We start from the raw sequence: 22,052 nt of genomic DNA on the forward strand, positions 1-22,052 counted from the left end.
GAAAACCCTAGCGAGAAAACGCTTCCTTCCACGAGACGGTCTTGCCGATACGAAGAATGGAACGTTGGTAGATCTTCGCTGCACCCATCGCCAAGATCGCGGTCGTGATCACCATCAGGACCGCCGAGCCGACGATCTGTACCGGCGAGGTCACGCCTGCGGCGATGCGCAACGGCATCATGATCGCGGAGAACGGTGGGATCCAGCTCAAGGTGTTGGCGAGGGTGCTCTCCGGATCACTGACGGAGTAGAACGCCGCGAAGAACATCGCCATGATCAGGATCAACAGAGGCATGGTCGTCGAGTTGACGTCCTCCTGTCGCGAGACCATCGACCCGCCGGCCGCGTAGAGCACCGCGAAGAAGGCGAAGCCCAAGATGAACCAGGCCAGCGTTGCCGCGAAGACGCTCACTGCGGCACCGGTGACGGTGAGAACACCAGTACCCAATCCTGCTCCCACACCGGCTATTCCGTACAGCGCAAGCTGTAGGATGCCGACCGCACCGATGCCGAGGATCTTGCCCCAGAGCAATTGCAGGGGGCGGACGGTGGACAGCAGTAGTTCGACGACGCGTGACGACTTCTCCTCGACGACGCCCATTGCGACATACATGCCGAATCCGATGATCTGGGCATAGAGCAGGAACACCGCTGACAGAGCGAGAGCTGTCCGCTGACCGGCCTCGGGGTCGGGCGGATCGATTGCGTCGACGGTGACCGTTGCGACACTTGTCGCTGCCCCGAGCTCGTTCTGATCGACACCCTGTTGCGCCAGCGCAGTATTCGTTGCCTGCGTTGCGACACTGCCTTCGACGACGGCGCGCAACGTGCCGGTCAGGTCGGACTCGGTGACGGCGGTGTATGCGCCTGCGGTTCCGTCCGGAACCAGGGCCACATCGAGATCTCCGGATTCGACGCCGCTGCGTGCGGCCGCCGCGTCGGCGACCTCGCGAACCTCGACCGGAGACCCGACGGCATCGCCGGTCGCTTCCACCACGGCCGCGATGGACTGGTCGCCGGCGATGCCGACGACGTCGCGCTCTTCGTCACCGCTGCCGGAGAAGATCGAGAACGCGATGATGCCGCCGACGATGACGGCCAGGATGATCACGTTGCTGATGACGAAGCTCTTCTTCATCACCTGAACGGTGAACTCGCGCTTGGCTATCAACGACACTGCGCTGAAGGAGTTCAGTTGGGAGCTCATGCCACTACCGCCTCTCGGAACAGGTCGCTCAGTGAAGGTTTCTGGATGGAGAAGTCGTGTACCGGACCGGTCGCCAGTGCGGCCCGGAGGATCTCCTGATCGTCGGCCCCGGGTGCCAGGCCGAGGACGGTGACGCCGTCACTGTGGCCGAGCGTGCTCACCCCGGCGATGCCCGACGCCCATCCGGGTGCGGCGTTCGGTGCATGGACGCGCAGTTGTGAATCTCCCGAGCCGCGTAGTTCGTCCACGGTCCCGACGGCCTTCATCGAGCCGGCGGCGATGATGCCGACGCGGTCGCACAGGCGCTGCACCAGATCGAGTTGGTGGCTCGAGAACACCACCGGCACTCCGGCAGCAGCCTTTTCGCGCAGTACCTCGCTCATGACGTCGACGGCGATCGGGTCGAGTCCGGAGAACGGCTCGTCCAACACGAGAACTGCGGGATCGTGCACCAGCGCGGCCGCCAGCTGCACACGCTGTTGGTTGCCCAGGCTCAATGCGTCGACGGTGTCGTTGACGCGCTGATCGATGCCGAGGCGTTCGGTCCAACGGATCACCGCAGCCTTGGCGTCCTTGGACGACAGTCCGTGCAGTTCGGCCATGTACGCCAATTGCGGGCCGACCTTCATCTTCGGATACAGGCCGCGCTCTTCGGGCATGTATCCGATGGTGCGACGGACATCGAGGTCGACGGGCTTGCCGCCCAACAGAACCTGGCCGGAATCTGCCGACAGAACTCCCAGTGCGATGCGCATCGTGGTGGTCTTGCCTGCACCGTTGCTGCCGACGAAGCCGAACAGTTCGCCCGGCCGGACGTCGAAACTCAGGTTGTCGAGGGCGATCTTGTCGCCGTATCTCTTCGAGACGGAGTCGATCGTGAGGGTGCTCATGGTGCCCTTTCGGTCGGTGATCAGAGGTCGTCTGGTTCGGGGTCAGGGGTGATCCACGCGAGAATCATTGCGGGGGAGCACCCGCCGGCCAGCAGAGCAGCGAGCGTCCACAAACCTCCGGCGTAAGCCAGGTTCTCGTTGTCGTACGCTCCCGACAGCACGATCAGGGCCAGAACCGCTACCATCACCAGGGCCTGAGTGACCGTGAGGCCGATCGAGCGTGCTTCGTTGCGCTGCTGCACTTCCCATTCGTCGAGCGCGCCTACCGGTGCATCGCTGTGGCGACGGGACACTGTTTGCAACATCGTCCACGTGACGAGAAACATCACGGTGGCCGGGATCCATGCGATCGGTGCCCACCGGGAAAACAGTGAACACACGGCAATCACCAACAGGATGAGCAAGGACGCCATCACGAAGACGGCGAGTATGCGTCGACGTTTCTGCGTGCGCCACTTCGGCAGCCAATGTCGGGTATTGGCATCGTTTTCCAGGAACCGCCGCGTGCGATAGGTCTGATAGCGGGTGAGGATGTCGGAGCCGGGCTTGTTCATCGATCCTTCTCCCTTCGGAAGAGTTCGGCCGAGAGTGGTCCGAGTTCGGTGCGCGAGAACACTGCTTCGATCGGCAGATCGAAGACGTCGCAGATGCGCATCGCGAGGTCGAGGCTCGGGTAGTGGTCCCCTCGTTCGAGGGCGCCCACCGTCTGGGGATTCACTTCGACGAGTTCGGCCAGTTGCGCGCGGCTCATCTTTCGTTCTGCCCGCAGAACACCCACCCTGTTGAAGATCGGGAGCGCGGTACCGCGCTTGACTGGGCTCATGACAATGAAGTGTTGTATAAACCCAACGATCTGTCAACGGGTAATAACGGATTGCTTGATTCGGCTACGTTTCCTGCTGCTCCCGGGCGTCGGCGACGATGGTGCGCATGGTCGTCAGAAACTCGTCGATCGTCGCCCGCTGCTCGGGTGTGAAACGCGCCAGCTCGTCGACTGCGCGGCCGATCACGGGGCCGAAGAACGTGGTGCCGAGTTCCGAAGCGTGTGCGGTCACGCGCAGCAGTACTCGCCGACGATCGGCTGGGTCGGGTTCACGTGATACCAACTGGCGCTTCGCCATTCGATCGACGAGGGCGGTGACGGATGCCGATTCCAGGCCCAGCTGTGCGCCGAGCCAGCCGGGCGTGGCACGCGTTCCGGCTCGGTCCGCATCCAGCAGGCAGATCAGCGCCCGGATATCCGTCGGGTGGAGCGCATGTTTTTGCGCGAACTCCGCGCCCAGAAGATCGAGGTCGACCGTCAGTGCGCGTAGCTGATGGACGGCAGAGGCGGGCTCGGTCATGTGCTGATCCCTCGGTTGAAGCTGGACGGAAAGTCTCTCCATTGTCTACTATCTCGATCATCGAGAGAATGGAGGGTTGCCGTGACTTTGGAGAAGTTCTATGCCGCCTACGATCGCGTGCTGCGGAAGTGGCCGGCAGATACCCAGGCCATCGACGTGAACACGGTGCACGGCACCACGCGAATCAACGCCTGCGGACCCGTCGATGGCCCGGCTCTGGTGCTGCTGCCGGGGGCCGGTGCGACCTCCACCGTGTGGTTCGCCAACGTCGGGGCACTCTCGCAGCGATATCGGGTGTACGCGGTCGACCTGATGGGCGACGTGGGACGCAGCGTTCCCGGTAACCAGTCCATCGACTCCGTGGACGAGCTGTTGGACTGGGTGACGGCGGTGCTGAATGAGCTGAATCTGCCCACCGCGGCGTTCTGTGGACATTCGTACGGCGCGATGATCGCTCTGGCTTACGCGCTGCGTCACGACAACCGCGTCGACGCACTGACCCTCCTCGATCCCAATGCCTGCTTCGGCTCCATGAGTCCGCGCTACCTGCTGCATGCGCTACCGATACTGCTGTTCCCCAACGAGAAACGGCAGCGCGCTTTCGTCCGGTGGGAAACCGATGGCGCGCAGTCGGATTCCGACTGGCTCGACGTACTTGCTCTGGGAGCCACGCATGCCCCGACCACAAAAACCATTGTTCCCAAGCGGCCGAAGCCCGCTGCGTTCGAGGGCTTCGATGGGCGCACCACTGTGGTTCTGGCGGGTAAGGGCAAGGTGCACAACGCTGCTCGCATCGAAGCGGCTGTGCATGCCGTTCTGCCGAGTGCGAGGACGGTGATAGTCGAGAACGCTACGCACCACGGGCTCCCGATGCACCCCGCAGCAGAGGTGAACGAGATCCTGCTGAGCTGACGTGAATCGGGTGCAGCTGACCGCGCTCACCGCGGTCAGCTGCACCCGATTCAGCGATAACTACTTCTCGCTCAGCTGCCCGTCGGCCATCGTCCAGTGACGAGTGCTGCGAACGGTGTCGAGCATTCTGCGGTCGTGGGTCACCAGCAGCAGCGTGCCCTCGAAGTTCTCCATCGCACGTTCGAGTTGTTCGATGGCAGGCAGGTCGAGGTGGTTGGTGGGCTCGTCGAGCACCAGCAGATTCACGCCCCGGGCCTGCAGCAACGCGAGTGCCGCACGGGTTCGCTCACCGGGCGAGAGCGACGACGCCGGCCGGAGTGCGTCGTCGCCGCGCAGTCCGAACTTGGCCAGCAGCGTGCGTACCTCGGCATCGGGCCACTCGGGAACCGCGGCGCTCAAGGCGTCGGACACCGTGCCGTCGCCTACGAAATATGCTCGTGCTTGGTCGATCTCACCGATCGCCACACCCGAACCCAGCGAGGCTGTCCCCTCGTCCGGCTCCAACCGGCCCAGTAGTACCGACAGCAACGTCGTCTTGCCGGAACCGTTGGGCCCGGTGATGAGGATGCGATCGCCCCAGTCGATCTGCGTCGTCACCGGACCGAACGTGAACCCGGATCGCCGCACCAGAGCACCGCCCAACACCGACACGACAGTTCCGCTACGGGGAGCCGCGGCGATCTCCATTCGCAGCTCCCATTCCTTGCGAGGCTCCTCGACCACCTCGAGTCGCTCGATGCGCCGCTGGGTCTGACGGGCTTTCGCGGCTTGTTTCTCGGTCGACTCGGCGCGGGTCTTGCGGGCGATCTTGTCGTTGTCGGTGGCCTTCCGGCGTGCATTGCGCACCCCCGACTCCATCCAGTTGCGCTGCATCTGCGCCCGAGACTCCAACGCGGACTTGGTGTCTGCGAACTCGTCGTACTTCTCCCTCGCATGCTGGCGCGCAATCTCCCGTTCCGCGAGATAGGACTGGTAGCTGCCGTCGTACACATCGATGCGACGCTGCGCTCGATCGAGCTCGACGACACCCGTCACCGTCCGTGCCAGGAATTCGCGATCGTGACTGACGACAACGATCGCCGCCCGCGTCGCGACCACGAACTGCTCGAGCTGCTCGAGGCCCGCCAAATCGAGATCGTTGGTGGGCTCGTCGAGCAGCAGAATGTCGTAACGCGCGAGGAGAATCGCGGCGAGCCCGGCTCGGGCCGCCTGCCCACCGGACAAGGCAGTCATGAGCGCAGATCCATCGACATCCAGACCGAGATCCGCCAGCACCTTCGCCGTGCGCTCCGCCAGATCAGCGCCGCCGAGCGCAAGCCATCGTTCCAGCGCCGGGGTGTAGAGGTCCTCATCGCTGCTGCCCAGGGCCTCGGCGGCTGCGTTCATGGAGGCTTCGGCATCGGTGACCCCGGTGCGCCGACCGAGGAAGTCCAGCACCGTTTCCCCGGCGATGCGCTCGGGCTCCTGCGCCAGATAGCCGACGGTCGCGTCGGGCGGGCTGGTGTATATCTCACCCTCGTGATCGGCCGTCCCGACCCCCGCGAGCAGCGTCAACAGCGTCGATTTACCTGCGCCGTTCGCCCCGACGAGCCCGATCACATCACCCTCGGCCACCGTCAGATCCAGTCCGGAGAACAGGGTTCGATCGCCGTGAAATGCGGCGAGATCGTCGATACGAAGCGTTGCGGTCACACCGAAACACTAGGCCGTGCATTCTGGTCGTTCCGCAGGCTCCACTCCTGCATCCCCCGGGTCGTTCCGCAGGCTCCACTCCTGCCCGGGAACAACACCACCCCACCCACCGTTGCCATTCGTATGACGTATTCAGCCGAGACCAGTACTGTCCCGACCATCGTGCTCAACGACGGCACGTCCATTCCCCAGCTGGGGTTCGGTGTGTGGCAGGTGCCCGACGACGGTGCACAGGCCGCAGTGACCGAGGCATTGAAGGTCGGCTACCGCAGCATCGACACCGCCAAGGTGTACGAGAACGAGGCCGGCACCGGCAAGGCGATCGCGGAATCCGGCATCGCCCGTGACGAGCTGTTCGTCACCACCAAGCTCTGGAACGACGATCAGGGCTACGACTCCACCCTGAAGGCGTTCGACGCCAGCATGGAACGACTCGGACTCGAGTACCTCGACCTGTACCTCATTCACTGGCAGCAGCTCGATCGCGACAAGTACATCGATACCTTCAAGGCATTCCAGAAGCTCAAGGCCGACGGCCGCATCGGTTCGATCGGCGTCTCCAACTTCACCATTCCCACCCTCGAGAAGCTGATGGACGCCGTCGGTGAGGTGCCCTCGGTCAACCAGATCGAGCTGCATCCGCGCTTCATCCAGGAAGAGCTGCGCGCGTTCCACACCTCGAAGGGCATCGCCACCGAGGCCTGGAGCCCGCTCGGATCGGGCACCATTCTCGACGAGCCGGTGTTCGCGAAGATCGGCGACGCACACGGCGTCACCCCGGCTCAGGTCATCCTGCGTTGGCACATCCAGCTCGGCAACGTGGTGATCCCCAAGTCGGTGACCCCGAAGCGCATCGCCGCCAACTTCGACGTGTTCGGCTTCGAGCTGAGCAACGACGAGATTCAGCAGATCAACGCACTGGATTCCGCAGATGGCCGCACCGGCCCGGATCCGGACCAGTTCAGCAGCTGATGTGAGCGGAACTTCGTAGCCCACTACGAAGTTCCGCTCACATGGGGGGCCTAGTCTGTACCCATGTCCGATTCGCTCGACGGCAAGACCGTTGCCCTCACCGCCGAGCGGCGTGCAGACGAATTGGCCACCATGCTCGAACGCCGCGGCGCGAACATCGTTCACGCCGCGGCGATTCACGTTCTGCCCCTGATCGACGATTCCGAGCTGAAGTCCGCCACCGAGGGCATCGTCGAACACCCGCCGCAGATCGTCGTGATCAGTACCGGTGTCGGTTTCCGGGGCTGGCTCGACGCGGCCGCCGACTGGGGGATGCGCGAAGACCTCCTGACAGCGCTGGGGCACACGCGAATCATCGCCCGAGGTCCCAAGGCGCGCGGGGCAATTCGTGGTGCCGGGCTCAGGGACGAATGGTCACCCGCTACCGAGGCCTCGCAGGAAGTCTCCGATCATCTCGAGGCCGAGGGTGTTGCCGGCGTGGACATCGCGGTGCAGCTGCACGGGGTGATCACCGAGTGGGAGCCGACGATTCACCTGAGCGATGCGTTGAACGAACTCGGCGCGCATGTCCGACCGATCCCGGTGTACCGCTGGATCCGACCAGTTGATCAGGCTCCACTCATCGACTTGTTGGCGCAGATCATCGAGCATCGCGTCGACGCGGTGACGTTCACGAGCGCCCCCGCGGTCGCGTCCCTGCTCTCCACGGCCAAAGACAACGGCCTGCTCGACGCCTTCCTGGACGCACTTCGAGGCCCTGTCGCCGCGATCTGCGTCGGGCCGGTGACGTCGGCACCGTTGGATGCGTTGGGTGTTCCGACCTCCATGCCGAGCCGGGCGAGGCTCGGCGCGCTGGCCAAGTTCGTGGCCGAGCAGCTCGGTTAACCCAGAGTCTCGAGCAGCTCCGTCACCGCCGCGCGACCGGCCCGGTTCGCGCCGATCGTGCTGGCGGACGGTCCGTAGCCGAGCAGATGGACGCGATGGTTCGCAGCCACGCGGGTGGTGAGCCTGCCGTCCATCACGATTCCGCCGCCGTGTCCGCGCAGGCGCAGCGGAGCGAGGTGGTCGAGGGCGCTGCGAAAACCGGTGGCCCACAGGATCACATCGGCGTGCTGACTCGACCCGTCCTCCCACACCACCGAATCCTCGGTGATGGACGAGAACATCGGCTTTCGGTCGAGCGCGCCGCGCTTCTGGGCGGCAGCCAACGACGGCGTCAGCAGCAGTCCGGTGACCGAGACGACCGACCCGGGAGGCAGGCCGGCCCGCACGCGTTCTTCGACCATCGCGACGGCCTCACGACCGGCATCGTGATCGAACTCGCTGTCCCGGAACACCGGTGGTCGACGCGTCACCCAGGTCGTCGTCGTGACCTGCGAGATCTCGTCGAGCAGTTGGACGGCCGAGATGCCGCCGCCCACCACGACGACGTGCTGGCCGGCGAACTCGTCGGCCGTCCGATAATCCTTGGTGTGCAGTTGCTTGCCACCGAACGTCTCGGCACCGTCGTAGTGCGGAACGAACGGCTTCTCCCACGTCCCGGTCGCATTGATCAGCCCCTCGGCCATGACGACTGTCTCGCCCGCTTCGACCCGGAATCGGGGCTCGCGGTCGCACACGACGGTCACCGTGACGGGGCGTCGAACATGCAGTTCGAAGCGTTGCTCGTACTCGCGGTAGTAGCGGGGAACGGCGTCGGCGGCCGCGATGGTCTCGGCAGGCTCGTCGCCGAGGGTCTCGGCGAACGCCATGCCGGGCAGGTCGTGCACGCCGTTGACGGTGCTCAGGGTCAGCGACGGCCAGCGGAACTGCCACGCGCCACCCGGGCCGGGGGAGCGATCCAACATCACGAACCCCTCGCCTGCGGTCAGGCCGGCGCGATGCAGGTGATAGCCGGCCGAGAGTCCTGCTTGGCCGGCACCGATGACGGCGACCCGAGTGTCGATCATGGAGACCAGTAGATCAGGCCCCACACTGTCGATTCCTGTACTGGTGGGTAACCTCTGCACTCGTGATTGGACACACACGTGACGGCGATGTCGTCACCCTCGAACTGCAGCGCCCGGATCGACGGAACGCATTGAACTCCGAGTTGTGCCTCGCGGTGCAGCGCGGAGTCGAACAAGCCGAGCGTGACGGCGCGCGGGTCGTGGTCATCACCGGCCAGGGGACCAGCTTCTGCGCGGGAGCCGATCTGACCGGTGATGCGTTTCCCGAGCATTTCGGGCAGATCCTCGAGGAGATGCTGACGGCGATCGAACGTGTCTCGATCCCGGTGGTCGCGGCGATCAACGGCCCGGCGGTGGGTGCCGGGACACAGTTGGCGATTGCCTGCGATCTGAGGGTTGTTGCGCCGGGTGGATTCTTCGAGATTCCGTCGACGCGGCTCGGTATCGCGGTGAGCAACTGGACCATCCGGCGGTTGGCCGCGCTCGCCGGGGGCGGCGTTGCACGCACGATTCTGATCGGCGGGGAACGGGTGCACGCCGATCAGGCGTACACGTGCGGGCTGGCCAACAAGCTCGGCGACGTCGATGCGGCGATGGAGTGGGCACTGTCGATCACCGCACTCGCGCCCTTGGCGCTGAAGCATCTCAAGCTCGTTTTCAACGATGATGGAGCACATGATGTTCCGACGTCGGAACAGGCCGCTGCGTTCGAGGCCACGTGGAGCAGCGAGGACATGAAGGAAGCGCGCCGAGCACGTACCGAGAAGCGCACGCCGAAGTTCGCAGGAAGGTGATCAACGGCGCGCCCGATGCGGGCGATACTGCATGGTTGCTGGCCAGTACCGCGCTGGTGTTGCTGATGACGCCCGGTCTGGCCTTCTTCTACGGCGGGATGGTGCGCTCGAAGAGCGTGCTGAACATGATGATGATGAGTTTGTCGGCGATCGCGGTGGTGTGGCTGCTGTGGTTGGCGTTCGGATTCTCGATGGTGTTCGGCGACAACGTGTTCGGCGGATGGATCGGGAATCCACTGCAGTACGCAGGTTTCGAGGGTCTGCTGGGTGGGGTGTACACCTCCGCCGGGGGAGCGGTGTCGATTCCGTTGGTGGGCACCGTTCCCGCACTGGTCTTCGCGGCCTTCCAGGCGGGCTTCGCGATGGTGACCGTGGCGTTGATCTCGGGAGCGGTCGCAGATCGGATGCGTTTCGTTCCCTGGGTCGTGTTCGCGGCCTTGTGGTCCACCCTGGTGTATTTCCCGGTGGCGCACTGGGTGTTCTCGCTCGACGGCCTCACGAGTGAGTTCGGTGGATGGATCGCCAACCGGCTGGGCGCGATCGATTTCGCAGGCGGCACTGCGGTGGAGATCAACGCCGGAGTTGCCGGTCTCGTGCTTGCCCTGGTGGTCGGCAAACGTCGAGGTTGGCCGCGAGATCCCATGCGCCCGCACAACCTTCCGGCCGTGATGCTCGGAGCCGGTTTGCTGTGGTTCGGGTGGTTCGGCTTCAATGCTGGATCGTCCCTCGCCGCGGACGGGGTTGCCGCAGTGGCCCTGGTGAACACGATGGGTGCCGGAGCGGTATCCATGGCCGCGTGGCTCGTCGTCGAGAAGCTGCGGGACGGCCGCGCGACGTCGTTCGGTGCTGCATCGGGAGTCGTCGCCGGACTGGTGGCCATCACGCCCTCGTGTGCGGCGGTCACCCCGATAGGTGCCGCAGCGATCGGGGTCGCGTCGGGCGCGCTGTGTGCGCTGGCCATCGGGCTCAAATATCGCTTCGGATACGACGATTCGCTCGACGTCGTGGGCGTGCATCTGGTGGGCGGCATCGTCGGCACGCTGATGATCGGACTCGTGGCCAGCGCGCAGATGCCGGCGGGAGTGGACGGTCTGTTCTACGGCGGCGGGCTGCATCAGCTGTGGGTCCAGGCGATCGCGGTGGCCGCGGTGTTCGCCTACTGCGCAATCGTCACCACCGGAATCGCGTTCGCCATCAAGGCCGTCATGGGCGTGCGCGCCGACGCGCAACACGAAGCCGACGGCTTGGACGAGCACGAGCATGCCGAGTCCGCATACGACTTCGGAGTGGGCCACGGAGGCAGCAACAAGCCGGGTCTTTTCGGTAAGTAGAGACAACCCGCGCGAGTCGTTTACGAACCGATTGGACTTCGAAAGTCGTTCTGTCCCTTATGACTCGATGCGCCGGATCGTTGTTCGGTTCGACCCCGTTCGTTCATCCTCGGTTCGCCTGACCCGCGTGTTCCACCCATAGTTTTTCGCTGCTCGCATCGAGTGATGGACACGACGAAAGACTGAGGAACATGAAGCTGACTCGATTCGCGGCAACGTCCGCATTGGTCATTGCAGCGATGACGACCGCCATGGGCACCGCCTATGCGGATCCGGCCCCGGCTCCCGCCGCTGCCGTCGGGTGGAACGTCACCCAGGCCGGCAACCAGGTCCTCGTCGACACGACGGCCGGCACCCTGAGCAACGAGGACAACCACCTCGTCGTCCGTGACGCCAACGGCGCACTCGTCGACTCCGTTCCGCTCGCCATCGCCGCCGACGGATTCTCGCACCCCGTCGCCGCCGTGATCGACGGAAACCACGCCACCCTGACCGCCGATGTCTCGCCCGCCGCGGCAACCCCGGTCTCCGCCTCGCTCCCCGGCCTGCAGCAGGTCGACCTGCCTGCCGCTGTCGCGGGTGTCAAGGACAACCTCAGCCTCACCGCCTCTGTCGGCGGATTCCTCGGTGCTGCAACCGGAATCGTCGGTGGATGCCTCCTCGGAATCATCACCGGAGTCGTCGTGACCGCACCGGTTGCCACTCTTCTCGGGGCCGGCCCCATCGGCGGCTGCGTCATCGGCGCGATCGCCCTCGGTGCCATCGGATCGCTCGCCGGCACCTCCGCCGGTGGCCTCGGCGCGGTCATCGGTAACGCCGGACAGTTCATCCAGCTCCTCAACGCTCCTCCCGCAGTCAAGAAGTAGATCGTTCACTGCAGTGCTGTGGCCCGCATCGGATTCCGGTGCGGGCCACAGTCGTCGGCAGGTCTACCGTGCCAGGGCAAGATCTCCCACGTGTGCCCGTCGAGCGGCCGTCACGAGTTCGACGATGGCGTCCGCCACCTCGTGTGCCCGTTCGAGAATCACCATGTGTCCGGCCTGCGCCACCCGGACCAGGCGAGCATCGGGCAGATGTGCGGCAAGGGTTTCCGAGTGTCGCATCGGTGTCATCAGGTCGTCGGTGCCGCAGAGTACGAGGGTGGGAATCGAGGCCAGCGCGGCCAGGCCGGCCACCTCGTCCAGACCTCGGAATGCTCCGAGAAAGCCGGACATCGTGACGATGGACGTCTCACCCAGCATCGCCGTCGCCAGCGTCACCACCCGCGGGCTGACTTTGTGGGAGCCGCATCCCGCCGTCCTGACGATGGGGGCGCACACCCCGCGACTGAGCTTCTTGGCACCCGACATCAGTCGAGGGGCGCGTCGAACAGCGGCTTGGAACGCCGACACGGCGGGATGCGCGAGGCAACTGCCGAGCCCGTCGTCGGTGATCCCACCGGCCGACGTCGCGATCAGACCGACCCCGACCAGACGTGAGCCGACGGCCTCCGGGTACTGACGGGCGTAGGAGAGCGCCGTCATGCCGCCCATCGAGTGTCCGATCAGAACGAACGGCCCCACCGGGACCACAGCGCGGATCACGTCGGCCAAGTCCTCGCCGAGCTGATCGATGGTGCAGCTGTCCGGCGTTGCTGCACCGGATTCGCCGTGGCCGCGGTGATCGTAGAGAACGATTCGCGTGTCCTCGCCCCAGACTGCCTCGACGTGTGTGCGCAGCTCGGTCCACGACTGCATCCGTAGGCAGTGTCCGTGCACGAACACCACGGTCAGGGCCGCATCGGGGTGTCCGAACTCGCGCACTGCAAGCGTGGTGCCGTCCGCAGCGGCGACGGTGCTCCGGCGACCGACCAGATGGTTCTGCTCACTGGTGTTCATGTGCGCTCCGCGGTGTCTGGGTCACGTGACGCGACGTGGATGTTGTCCGGTACGTCGCTTCCACGACACGCCGTGTTACCTGAATCACATTTTCTTTCGATGTGGTAGCCGATCCAACCAAGCCGAACGGTCAGCAGCGTCGAAGTACCGATGAGCGTTCAGGTGAGGGCGCGCGTTGCCAAGAAGGAGATCGGCCATGAGCACTTCCATGGACACGCTCGAAGACGTCGTACCGCGGGCCGTCGCGGGCGACCGTGCCGCACTCGAACGCGTACTGGTGCTGATCCAGCCACCGGTCCACCGCTACTGTTCCGCCCGGGTCCGGAATCTCGACGTGGCTGCGGACGACGTGGTGCAGGACGTATGCCTCGCACTGGTGACCGCCATTCCCAAATATCGCGACATGGGCAAGCCCTTCATGGCGTTCGTCTACGGGATCGCTGCACACAAGCTGGCCGATGCAGGTCGTAGATCTGCTCTTCGTCAATCGTTCTCGGTCGACGAGATGCCCGAGGAGCAGTCAACCGACGCCGGGCCCGAGCAGGTCGCGCTCGGCGACGAACTGCGCAGCCACGCTCAGGCCTTGATGGACACCCTGCCGCCGAAATACAGGAAGATCATCCTCATGCGAGTGGTGTGGGGTCTCACGGCACCGCAAACAGGCGAAGCGCTCGGAATGACGGCCGGGGCCGTGCGAGTGGCCCAGCATCGGGCGATGAACCTGCTCCGTGCCGAGCTGTCGAACTTCTCGCTGTTGGCGGCACGCGCAGTCGCCTGACGATCCCTCCGTGACGAGCATCTGCGCCGGATGTCCGAATCGTCGGAGTGAGTAACACCAGCTACATCGTCACAAGACACTCCGGCAACGTGGCGGTTCTACGTTGTTGATCCATGACCGCCGTACAGCCAGCACCGACAGACACCGCGCTGAAAGAGACGCTGGAGGACTACACGCTCCGCTTCGCGCCGCGTAGCTACCGTAAATGGGGAACCGGCGTCGTCGCGACGTCCGCGCTCGGCGGCATCGCGTATCTCGCGGACTTCGCCATCGGTGCCAACATCGGCATCTCCTACGGAACCGGCAACGCCCTGTGGGGCATCCTGGTGTTCGCCGTCGTGATCTTCCTGACCGGGCTCCCGCTCGCCTACTACGCTGCTCGCTACAACATCGACCTCGATTTGATCACCCGTGGAAGCGGATTCGGCTACTACGGGTCGGTGGTCACCAACGTCATCTTCGCGACATTCACGTTCATCTTCTTCGCGCTCGAAGGCTCGATCATGGCGCAGGGACTCGAACTCGGCCTCAACATTCCCTTGCCCATCGGGTACGCGGTATCCACGATCATGGTGATCCCGCTGGTCATCTACGGCATGAAAGCCCTTGCCAAGCTTCAGGTCTGGACCACCCCGCTGTGGCTCGTCCTGATGGTGCTGCCGTTCGTGTATCTCGTGATCAGCAACCCCGACTCGGTCGGTGAGTTCTTCGCCTACGGCGGTCAGGACGGGGCCGACGGCAAGGGCGTCAACGTCGGGTCGGTCATGCTCGCCGCAGGCGTGTGTCTGTCGCTCATTGCGCAGATCGCCGAGCAGATCGACTACCTGCGCTTCATGCCGCCCAAGACTCCCGAAAATTCTCGGCGTTGGTGGACGGCAGTGCTTCTGGCCGGCCCGGGCTGGGTCATCTTCGGTGCGCTGAAGCAGGTCGTCGGTCTCTTCCTCGCCGTGTACCTGATCGCCAACGTCGTCGACGGATCCAGCATCGCCAACGAGCCGGTGCACCAGTTCCTGGAGATCTACGAGAACTTCATGCCGGGCTGGCTCGCCATGACCCTCGCGGTGATCCTGGTGGTCATCAGTCAGATCAAGATCAACGTGACCAACGCGTATTCCGGGTCGCTGGCGTGGACCAACTCCTACACCCGCCTCACCAAGACGTATCCCGGCCGCATGGTGTTCGTGCTGTTCAACCTTGCCATCGCACTGATCCTGATGGAAGCCAACATGTTCGACTTCCTCAACAGCATCCTCGGCTTCTACGCCAACTGCGGTATCGCGTGGATCGCGGTGGTGGCGTCGGACATCGTCTTCAACAAGTACATACTGAAGCTCTCGCCCAAGGTCCCCGAGTTTCGACGCGGCATGCTCTACAACATCAATCCGGTCGGCTTCGGGTCGATGGCGGCGTCGGCGATTCTGTCGATTCTCGTCTTCTTCGGCGCATTCGGATCGGCGATCAAACCGTACTCGCCGATCGTGGCTCTCGTTCTCGCACTGGTGCTTCCGCCCATTCTGGCGGTGGCAACCAAGGGCAAGTACTACCTGCGGCGTACCGACGACGGTATCGATCTGCCGATGTTCGACGAGTACGGCAACCCGTCCGACGAACTCGTGATGTGTCACGTCAGCGGAATGGAATTCGAGCGACCCGACATGATCGCGTCCAACGTGCCGGGGCCCAACGGAGAGAAGCAATACATCAGTTCACTGTCGCTGAGTACCGACAAGACGGGGGAGCACATCCTGCCCGAGCAGTAGGCGACTTCGTCGCAGGTGAGTGGAAACTCGTAGTGGGGGCCGAGTTTCCACTCACCTGGCGAGTCAGCGTCCTCGGAACTCGGGATCGCGACGCTCGAGCATCGCGTTGACAGCCTCGGAATGATCCTCGGTGTGGTGTGCGATGGCCTGATAGGCAGCGGAGAGCTCGAGCAACGATTCCAGACTCTGCTGCTGGCCCTCGCGCAACAACTTCTTCGTCATACGCAGTACCTGCGGTGGGTTGGCCGCCACACGCCGAGCCAGTGTGTGGGCAGCGTCGAGCAGATCTTCGGGCTCGACGACCCGAGAGACCAAGCCCCATTCCAATGCCGTAGCGGCGTCGATGGCCTCGCCGGTGAACGCCATTTCGCTGGCCCGTGCCATGCCGATGGCCCGGGGGAGCAGCCAGGCCCCACCGTCTCCGGGAATGATGCCCACCTTGGCGAAACTCTCGGAGAATGTCGCAGTGGTCGAGGCGATTCGAAGATCGCACATCAATGCCAGATCGCAGCCGGCTCCGATGGCTGGGCCATTGACCGCAGCGATCGTGGGAATCTCGCAGTGATACAACGCCTTCGGGATTCGTTGAATGCCGTGGCGGTAGCCCTGCCGCAACTCGGCCGGGCTACCACCGAACATTCCCTGCTTGTCCCGCATGTGCTTGACGTTCCCGCCCGACGAGAATGCCGAACCGGCACCGGTCAGGATGGCAACCCGCACGCTCTCGTCCCGATTGACCGCGGCCACTGCGTCTTCCAGAGCCTCGATCGTCTCGTTTTCGGAAATCGAGTTGCGCGCGTCCGGGTTGTTCAGCGTCCAGACGACCACGTTGCCTTGTCGTTCGGTAAGTACGGGTTCTCTCACGGGCGGGCCTTCCACTGTCGACGTCGGACTTCTGCGGCTGCGCCGCAGTGGTGCGGATAAGTGCCGCCCAGGGCACATAACCACACCACTGCCGCAGGCACTCAGATGGTGCGCGTCAACCGATCGGCGAGGAGCTTGGAGAATTTCGCCGGATCCTTCAGTTCCGTACCTTCGGCGAGAAGTGCCGTCGCATAGAGCAACTCGGCGGTCTCGGCGAGGTGCGGATCATCGCTGCGATCCTCGCGGGCCTTCTTCAATCCCGTCACCAGATCGTGGGTGGGGTTGAGTTCGAGGATGCGCTTGGAGGTCGGCACGAACTGTCCCGACGCCTTGTACATCTTCTCGAGTTGCGGGGAGAAGCTGAACTCGTCGCCGACGACGCAGGCCGGTGACGTCGTCAGGCGCGTCGACAGACGTACCTCCTTGACGTCCTCGCCGAGGGTTTCGGTCAGCCAGGTGAGCAGGTCCGCGAACTCCTTGTCCTGCTCCTCGCGCTTGGCCTCGGAGTCCTTCTTCTCCTCTTCGGTGTCGAGGTCCACCTCGCCCTTGGCGATGGACTGGAACGACTTTCCGTCGAAGTCGGTGACGTTGCCGACCCACACCTCGTCGACCGAATCGGTGAGCAGCAGCACCTCGAGGCCGCGAGCCTTGAACGCCTCCATGTGTGGCGAGCTCTCGATCTGCTGACGGGATTCGCCCGTCATGTAGTAGATCTGCTGCTGGCCGTGCTTCATCCGGTCCACGTACTCGGCGAGGGTGGTCACGCCCTCCTCGGAGTTCGTGGATGCGAACGACGAAATGCCCAACAGGGTTTCGCGATTGTCGGAGTCCGAGATCAGGCCCTCCTTGAGGACCGTGCCGAACTGCGACCACAGCGTCGTGTACTTCTCGGGCTGCTCGCTCTGCAGTTCCTTGACCGTGGAGAGCACCTTCTTGGTGAGGCGTCGACGGATCGCGCGGATCTGCCGGTCCTGCTGCAGGATCTCGCGAGAGACGTTGAGCGAGAGGTCCGCTGCGTCCACGACACCCTTGACGAAGCGCAGGTACTCGGGCAGCAGTTCCTGCGAGTCGTCCATGATGAACACGCGCTTGACGTACAGGTGCACGCCGGCCTTGCTCTCGCGCATGAACAGGTCGAACGGCGCCTGCGACGGAATGAACAGCAGCGCTTGGTATTCGAACGTGCCCTCGGCCTTGAACGGGATGACCTCGAGCGGCTCGTCCCAGGCATGGCTGACGTGCTTGTAGAACTCCTTGTACTCCTCCTCGGACACCTCGTCCTTGGAGCGGGTCCACAGCGCCTTCTGCGAGTTGATCGTCTCCGTCTCGATCGTGACGGTGTCCTCGCCGTTTTCCTCTTCGCTCTTGATGCGCTTCTCGACGTCGATGCGAATGGGCCAGGCGATGAAATCGGAGTACTTCTTGACCAGTTCCTTGACCTTGCGCTCGGACGCGTAGTCGTGGAGATGGTCTTCCTCGTCGGCGGGCTTGAGCGCCAGCGTCACCGAGGAGCCCTGCGGGGCGTCGTCGACGTCGGTGATCTCGTAGGTGCCCTCACCGGTCGACTCCCACTTGGTGGCGGTGCTTTCACCCGCCTTGCGGGTGAGCAGTGTGACCTTCTCGGCCACCATGAACGTGGAGTAGAAGCCGATGCCGAACTGGCCGATCAGCTCCTCGGATGCGGCTGCGTCCTTGGCTTCCTTGAGCTTCTTGCGGACCTCTGCGGTGCCGGACTTGGCCAGCGTGCCGATGAGGTCGATGACCTCCGAGCGGGACATGCCGATGCCGTTGTCCCGGATGGTGAGGCTGCGGGCTGCGGCGTCGATGTCGATCTCGATGTGCAGATCCGAGACGTCGACGTCCAGGTCCTTGTTGCGGTACGACTCCAGGCGCAGCTTGTCCAGCGCGTCCGAGGAGTTGGAGATCAGTTCACGGAGAAAGCTGTCCTTGTTGGAGTAGATGGAGTGCACCATCAGGTCCAGGAGCTGACGCGTCTCCGCCTGGAATTCGAGCTGTTCGGTACTCAATGTCTCCCCTTCTAGCAGCAAAACCGACGCGAATATTCTACGGCAAGGCTACGGGTGAGCTGCGAAGACGTCGGCGCCGCCTACTGTGGTGGCCGTGACGAAGACGAAGTTCGTACTGGGAGCCACAGCAGCACTGAGCAGTGCATGGTTGGCGCGTGCCCTGTGGGGTCTGCCCTCGGCCATCGGTGCCAGGCGCGTGCACATCACCCCGTACGCAGCAGGATCGCCGCGTTACCGCGATCGCCGATTCCACAACTCCGACCCCAGCTCCAGTTACGTACCGGGGCGCGGCGAGAAGGGGCAGCAGAACATGTTCGTCTCGCTGCTCACCGAACGCGGCAAGGGGAGGCCACAACGCCCGATTCCGCTGGCACCGCCGATCGCGCCGGTGGATGCCGGGGAGCTGGCGGTCACCTGGTACGGACATTCGAGCGTGCTCGTCGAGGTCGACGGCTACCGCGTCCTCGCCGATCCTGTGTGGAGCAATCGTGTCTCGCCGTCCTCGGTGGTGGGGCCCGCGCGGCTGCATCCGACGCCGGTCGAGTTGATCGACCTGCCGCGTGTCGACGCCATCGTCATTTCCCACGATCATTACGACCATCTGGACAAGGTGACGGTGCAGAAGCTGGCGAGTACGCAGTCGGCCCCGTTCGTGGTGCCGCTGGGAATCGGTGCTCACCTGCGGAAGTGGCGGGTGCCCGACGCGCGGATCATCGAACTGGACTGGGACGAGCAGACGAACCTCGGTGGCCTCACCGTCACGTGCACCGAGGCGCGTCACTTCTCCGGCCGTGGCTTGACCCGGGACTCGACGCAGTGGGCGTCCTGGGCCTTCGCCGGTCCGGTTCGACGCGTCTTCTTCGGCGGCGATACCGGCTACACACCGAAATTCGCCGAGATCGGCAGCAATTACGGACCCTTCGATCTGACGCTTCTTCCCGTCGGTGCCTACGACGTGCGGTGGCCGGACATCCACATGAATCCGGAGGAAGCGGTCACCGCGCACGTCGATCTGACGGCGTCGGGCATCTTCGTCCCGATCCATTGGGCCACGTTCAACCTGGCCTTCCATCCCTGGTCCGAGCCGATCGTGCGGCTGCACGCCGCCGCCGAGGACGTCGGAGTGCAGGTGGCCGTGCCGATGCCGGGCCAGCGCATGGACGCAACTCGAACGTTGCACGACGATCGTTGGTGGGCTCGGCTGGGCTGAGCGAACCGCATTAGGCTGCACGCATGTCTATCGACGCCGATGCGCAGCGGGATGCCGGGCTGACCGAGGCGGAGGTCGCCCAGCTCCGGGCCGAGGGGAAATCCAACGACGTTCCGGCCCGAGCGTCTCGGTCGGTTCGCGACATCGTTCGCGGCAACGTGTTCACCCGTATCAACGCCATTCTCGGGGTGTTGCTGATCATCGTGCTCTCGACGGGCTCGGTGATCGACGGCATGTTCGGGCTGTTGATCGTCGCGAACAGCGGCATCGGCATCGTCCAGGAGATTCGTGCGAAGCGCACGCTCGACCGCCTGGCCATCGTCGGTCAGAACAAGCCTCAGGTTCGACGCGAGGGCGTCTCGAAGCAGATCCCGCCCGATGAGGTCGTGCTCGGCGACATCGTCGAACTCGGGCCGGGCGATCAGATCGTCGTCGACGGTGAGGTGATCGAGACCGCAAGCCTCGAGATCGACGAGTCACTGCTCACCGGTGAGGCCGACACGGTGCACAAACTCGAAGCAGCGCAGGTGCTTTCGGGAAGCTTCGTGGTCGCGGGCAGTGGGGCCTACCGCGCGACGAAGGTGGGCCGCGATGCCTACGCGGCCAAGCTCGCCGAGGAAGCCAGCAAGTTCACCCTGGTCAAGTCCGAACTGCGCAGCGGTATCGACAAGATCCTGAAATTCATCACGTACCTGATGATTCCGGCCGGTGCGCTGATCATCTACAACCAATTGTTCTCCAGCGGTCAGGCTTTGCGGCCTGCCCTCAACGGCATGGTGGCTGCGCTCGTCCCGATGGTGCCCGAGGGCCTGGTGCTGATGACGTCGATCGCCTTCGCGGTGGGCGTGATCCGGCTCGGTCAACGGCAGTGCCTGGTGCAGGAGCTGCCGGCGATCGAGGGCCTGGCCCGCGTCGATGTGGTGTGCGCCGACAAGACCGGCACGCTCACCGAGAACGGCATGCGTCTGTCCGAACTGGTGCTGATCGACCAGGCCGATTCCGGCTCCGCCACAGCGGCTCTCGCGTCCCTGGCACGCGACGATCCGCGTCCGAACGCCAGTGTGCAGGCCGTCGGCGAGGCATACCCTGACGCTCCCGGGTGGACGCAGACGGCCGTGGCCCCGTTCTCCTCGGCCAAGAAGTGGAGCGGGCTGTCGTACGGCGAGCACGGGAACTGGCTGCTCGGTGCTCCGGACGTGTTGCTCGACGCCTCCTCCGACATCGCCCGTCGGGCCGAGGATGCCGGTTCCCATGGACTGAGGGTGTTGTTGCTCGCCAGCTCCGACCGCTCGGTCGACCACCCGGAGGCGCCCGGCGTCGTGACACCGCGAGCGCTGGTGATTCTCGAGCAGAAGGTCCGTGAGGACGCCCGAGAGACGCTGGACTACTTCGCAAGTCAGCACGTCGAGGTCAAGGTCATCTCCGGCGACAATGCTGTTTCCGTCGGCGCGGTCGCGGGTTCGCTCGGACTGCCCGGTGGCAACGCTCCGATCGATGCGCGTGACCTCCCAGAGGATTCCGATCGGCTGGCCGACGCCGTGGCAGGTTCGACCACGTTCGGTCGGGTGCGGCCCGATCAGAAGCGGGCGATGGTGGGCGCGTTGCAGTCTCGCGGCCACACGGTCGCGATGACCGGCGACGGCGTCAACGACGTGCTCGCGCTCAAGGACGCCGACATCGGCGTCTCGATGGGCTCGGGGAGTGCGGCCACGCGAGCCGTCGCGCAGATCGTGTTGCTGGACAACAAGTTCGCCACGTTGCCCTACGTCGTGGGTGAGGGGCGACGCGTCATCGGCAACATCGAACGTGTCTCGAACCTGTTCCTCACCAAAACGGTGTACTCGGTGCTGCTGGCGTTCCTCATCGGTCTCTCGGGCGTGCTCTCGCAGATCTTTCATTTCGAGCCGATTCCGTATCCGTTCCTGCCACGGCACGTGACGATCGCGGCGTGGTTCACCATCGGAATTCCCGCTTTTGTGCTCTCGCTCGCGCCCAACAACGAGCGGGCACGCAGTGGCTTCGTGTCGCGGGTGATGCGCCTGGCCGTCCCGTCCGGGTTGATCGTCGGCTCCTGCACGTTCATCTCCTACCTGCTGGTCTATGCCGGCCCGAACGCCAGCGAGACCCAGGTGACGCAGGCCAGTACCACCGCGCTGATCACCTTGATCATGATCGCGCTGTGGGTGTTGGCCGTCGTCGCGCGGCCCTACAACTGGTGGAAGATCCTGCTGCTCGCCGGATCGGTCGGTGGCTACCTGCTGCTGTTCGCAATCCCGTTCTGCCGCACGTTCTTCAAGCTCGATCCGTCGAACGTCGGAGCAACCACCAGTGCTCTGGTCATCGGCGGCATCGGTATCGCGCTCGTCGAGGTCGCCCACCGATTCGGATCGGCACTACGCAACAGGCAGTACAAAACGTAAGCTCCCAGGTGTTCGATCACTCTAGC

The 22,052-nt window shown here is 64.4% G+C and carries 20 protein-coding genes; 10 read left to right on the top strand and 10 right to left on the bottom strand.

Annotation, left to right across the window (positions count from 1 at the left end; translation table 11 throughout):
• Window positions 1-7: 7 nt before the first annotated feature.
• The 5 genes from MTX34_RS06820 to MTX34_RS06840 form a co-directional block, all read right to left on the bottom strand.
• A complete protein-coding gene (locus MTX34_RS06820; protein ID WP_243608858.1) occupies window positions 8-1,207 on the bottom strand; it encodes an ABC transporter permease in 1,200 nt (399 codons plus the stop codon).
• Complete coding sequence (locus MTX34_RS06825; RefSeq protein WP_243608859.1) at window positions 1,204-2,097, bottom strand: ABC transporter ATP-binding protein; 894 nt, start codon at window positions 2,095-2,097, stop codon at window positions 1,204-1,206. Before MTX34_RS06825 ends, MTX34_RS06820 begins: the two co-directional genes overlap by 4 nt.
• Window positions 2,098-2,117: 20 nt before the next feature.
• Window positions 2,118-2,651, bottom strand: a complete 534-nt coding sequence (locus tag MTX34_RS06830) for a hypothetical protein (RefSeq protein WP_243608860.1) — start codon at window positions 2,649-2,651, stop codon at window positions 2,118-2,120.
• On the bottom strand, window positions 2,648-2,920 hold the full coding sequence (locus MTX34_RS06835; protein ID WP_032372936.1) for a helix-turn-helix transcriptional regulator: 273 nt from the start codon (window positions 2,918-2,920) through the stop codon (window positions 2,648-2,650). Before MTX34_RS06835 ends, MTX34_RS06830 begins: the two co-directional genes overlap by 4 nt.
• Window positions 2,921-2,984: 64 nt before the next feature.
• Window positions 2,985-3,440 carry a MarR family winged helix-turn-helix transcriptional regulator gene (locus MTX34_RS06840; protein ID WP_243608861.1) on the bottom strand — a complete coding sequence of 152 codons (456 nt, stop codon included), beginning with the start codon at window positions 3,438-3,440 and terminating at the stop codon, window positions 2,985-2,987.
• An 81-nt stretch (window positions 3,441-3,521) separates the two neighbouring features.
• On the opposite strand from MTX34_RS06840, the gene MTX34_RS06845 reads away from it, so the two are divergent.
• Window positions 3,522-4,352, top strand: coding sequence for an alpha/beta fold hydrolase (locus MTX34_RS06845; protein WP_243608862.1), 831 nt, complete (start codon window positions 3,522-3,524; stop codon window positions 4,350-4,352).
• Between the two features lie 60 nt (window positions 4,353-4,412).
• On the opposite strand, the gene MTX34_RS06850 is transcribed toward MTX34_RS06845, so the two are convergent.
• Window positions 4,413-6,044, bottom strand: coding sequence for an ABC-F family ATP-binding cassette domain-containing protein (locus MTX34_RS06850; RefSeq protein ID WP_243608863.1), 1,632 nt, complete (start codon window positions 6,042-6,044; stop codon window positions 4,413-4,415).
• Between the two features lie 123 nt (window positions 6,045-6,167).
• Between MTX34_RS06850 and MTX34_RS06855 the strand changes: the two genes are divergently transcribed.
• Together MTX34_RS06855 and MTX34_RS06860 are read left to right on the top strand one after the other, a co-directional pair.
• Entirely contained in the window at window positions 6,168-7,016 is an 849-nt protein-coding gene (locus MTX34_RS06855) for an aldo/keto reductase (RefSeq protein ID WP_243608864.1), read from the top strand.
• Window positions 7,017-7,079: 63 nt separating this feature from the next.
• A complete protein-coding gene (locus tag MTX34_RS06860; protein ID WP_243608865.1) occupies window positions 7,080-7,901 on the top strand; it encodes a uroporphyrinogen-III synthase in 822 nt (273 codons plus the stop codon).
• Here the strand turns inward: MTX34_RS06860 and MTX34_RS06865 are convergent.
• Window positions 7,898-8,965 carry an NAD(P)-binding domain-containing protein gene (locus tag MTX34_RS06865; RefSeq protein WP_243608866.1) on the bottom strand — a complete coding sequence of 356 codons (1,068 nt, stop codon included), beginning with the start codon at window positions 8,963-8,965 and terminating at the stop codon, window positions 7,898-7,900. The two genes, MTX34_RS06860 and MTX34_RS06865, sit on opposite strands and share 4 nt — an antisense overlap.
• Window positions 8,966-9,027: 62 nt before the next feature.
• On the opposite strand from MTX34_RS06865, the gene MTX34_RS06870 reads away from it, so the two are divergent.
• The 3 genes from MTX34_RS06870 to MTX34_RS06880 all read left to right on the top strand — a co-directional run bounded on the left by MTX34_RS06870 (window position 9,028) and on the right by MTX34_RS06880 (window position 11,956).
• Window positions 9,028-9,759, top strand: a complete 732-nt coding sequence (locus MTX34_RS06870; RefSeq protein WP_243608867.1) for an enoyl-CoA hydratase — start codon at window positions 9,028-9,030, stop codon at window positions 9,757-9,759.
• Window positions 9,756-11,090, top strand: coding sequence for an ammonium transporter (locus MTX34_RS06875; RefSeq protein WP_243608868.1), 1,335 nt, complete (start codon window positions 9,756-9,758; stop codon window positions 11,088-11,090). Before MTX34_RS06870 ends, MTX34_RS06875 begins: the two co-directional genes overlap by 4 nt.
• 191 nt (window positions 11,091-11,281) lie before the next feature.
• A complete protein-coding gene (locus MTX34_RS06880; protein WP_243608869.1) occupies window positions 11,282-11,956 on the top strand; it encodes a hypothetical protein in 675 nt (224 codons plus the stop codon).
• A 63-nt stretch (window positions 11,957-12,019) separates the two neighbouring features.
• Here MTX34_RS06880 and MTX34_RS06885 read toward each other — a convergent pair whose 3' ends face one another.
• Window positions 12,020-12,967 carry an alpha/beta fold hydrolase gene (locus MTX34_RS06885; protein WP_243608870.1) on the bottom strand — a complete coding sequence of 316 codons (948 nt, stop codon included), beginning with the start codon at window positions 12,965-12,967 and terminating at the stop codon, window positions 12,020-12,022.
• A 196-nt stretch (window positions 12,968-13,163) separates the two neighbouring features.
• Between MTX34_RS06885 and shbA the strand changes: the two genes are divergently transcribed.
• Both shbA and MTX34_RS06895 read left to right on the top strand, forming a co-directional pair.
• The gene (gene shbA / locus MTX34_RS06890; protein WP_243593752.1) at window positions 13,164-13,745 is read left to right on the top strand and encodes an RNA polymerase sigma factor ShbA; all 582 of its coding nucleotides are present in this window, start codon (window positions 13,164-13,166) and stop codon (window positions 13,743-13,745) included.
• 113 nt (window positions 13,746-13,858) lie between these two features.
• Window positions 13,859-15,505, top strand: coding sequence for a cytosine permease (locus tag MTX34_RS06895; RefSeq protein ID WP_243608871.1), 1,647 nt, complete (start codon window positions 13,859-13,861; stop codon window positions 15,503-15,505).
• 63 nt (window positions 15,506-15,568) lie between these two features.
• On the opposite strand, the gene MTX34_RS06900 is transcribed toward MTX34_RS06895, so the two are convergent.
• Window positions 15,569-16,369 carry a crotonase/enoyl-CoA hydratase family protein gene (locus tag MTX34_RS06900; RefSeq protein ID WP_243608872.1) on the bottom strand — a complete coding sequence of 267 codons (801 nt, stop codon included), beginning with the start codon at window positions 16,367-16,369 and terminating at the stop codon, window positions 15,569-15,571.
• 101 nt (window positions 16,370-16,470) lie between these two features.
• Complete coding sequence (gene htpG, locus MTX34_RS06905) at window positions 16,471-18,396, bottom strand: molecular chaperone HtpG (protein WP_243608873.1); 1,926 nt, start codon at window positions 18,394-18,396, stop codon at window positions 16,471-16,473.
• A gap of 94 nt (window positions 18,397-18,490) precedes the next feature.
• On the opposite strand from htpG, the gene MTX34_RS06910 reads away from it, so the two are divergent.
• Complete coding sequence (locus MTX34_RS06910) at window positions 18,491-19,606, top strand: MBL fold metallo-hydrolase (RefSeq protein ID WP_243608874.1); 1,116 nt, start codon at window positions 18,491-18,493, stop codon at window positions 19,604-19,606.
• A 23-nt stretch (window positions 19,607-19,629) separates the two neighbouring features.
• Window positions 19,630-22,026: an HAD-IC family P-type ATPase gene (locus MTX34_RS06915; RefSeq protein WP_243608875.1), complete on the top strand. Its 2,397-nt coding sequence runs from the start codon at window positions 19,630-19,632 to the stop codon at window positions 22,024-22,026.
• Window positions 22,027-22,052 lie beyond the last annotated feature (26 nt).

The organism is Rhodococcus sp. ARC_M5, assembly GCF_022810405.1.
Classification (GTDB): Bacteria; Actinomycetota; Actinomycetes; order Mycobacteriales; family Mycobacteriaceae; genus Rhodococcoides; species Rhodococcoides navarretei.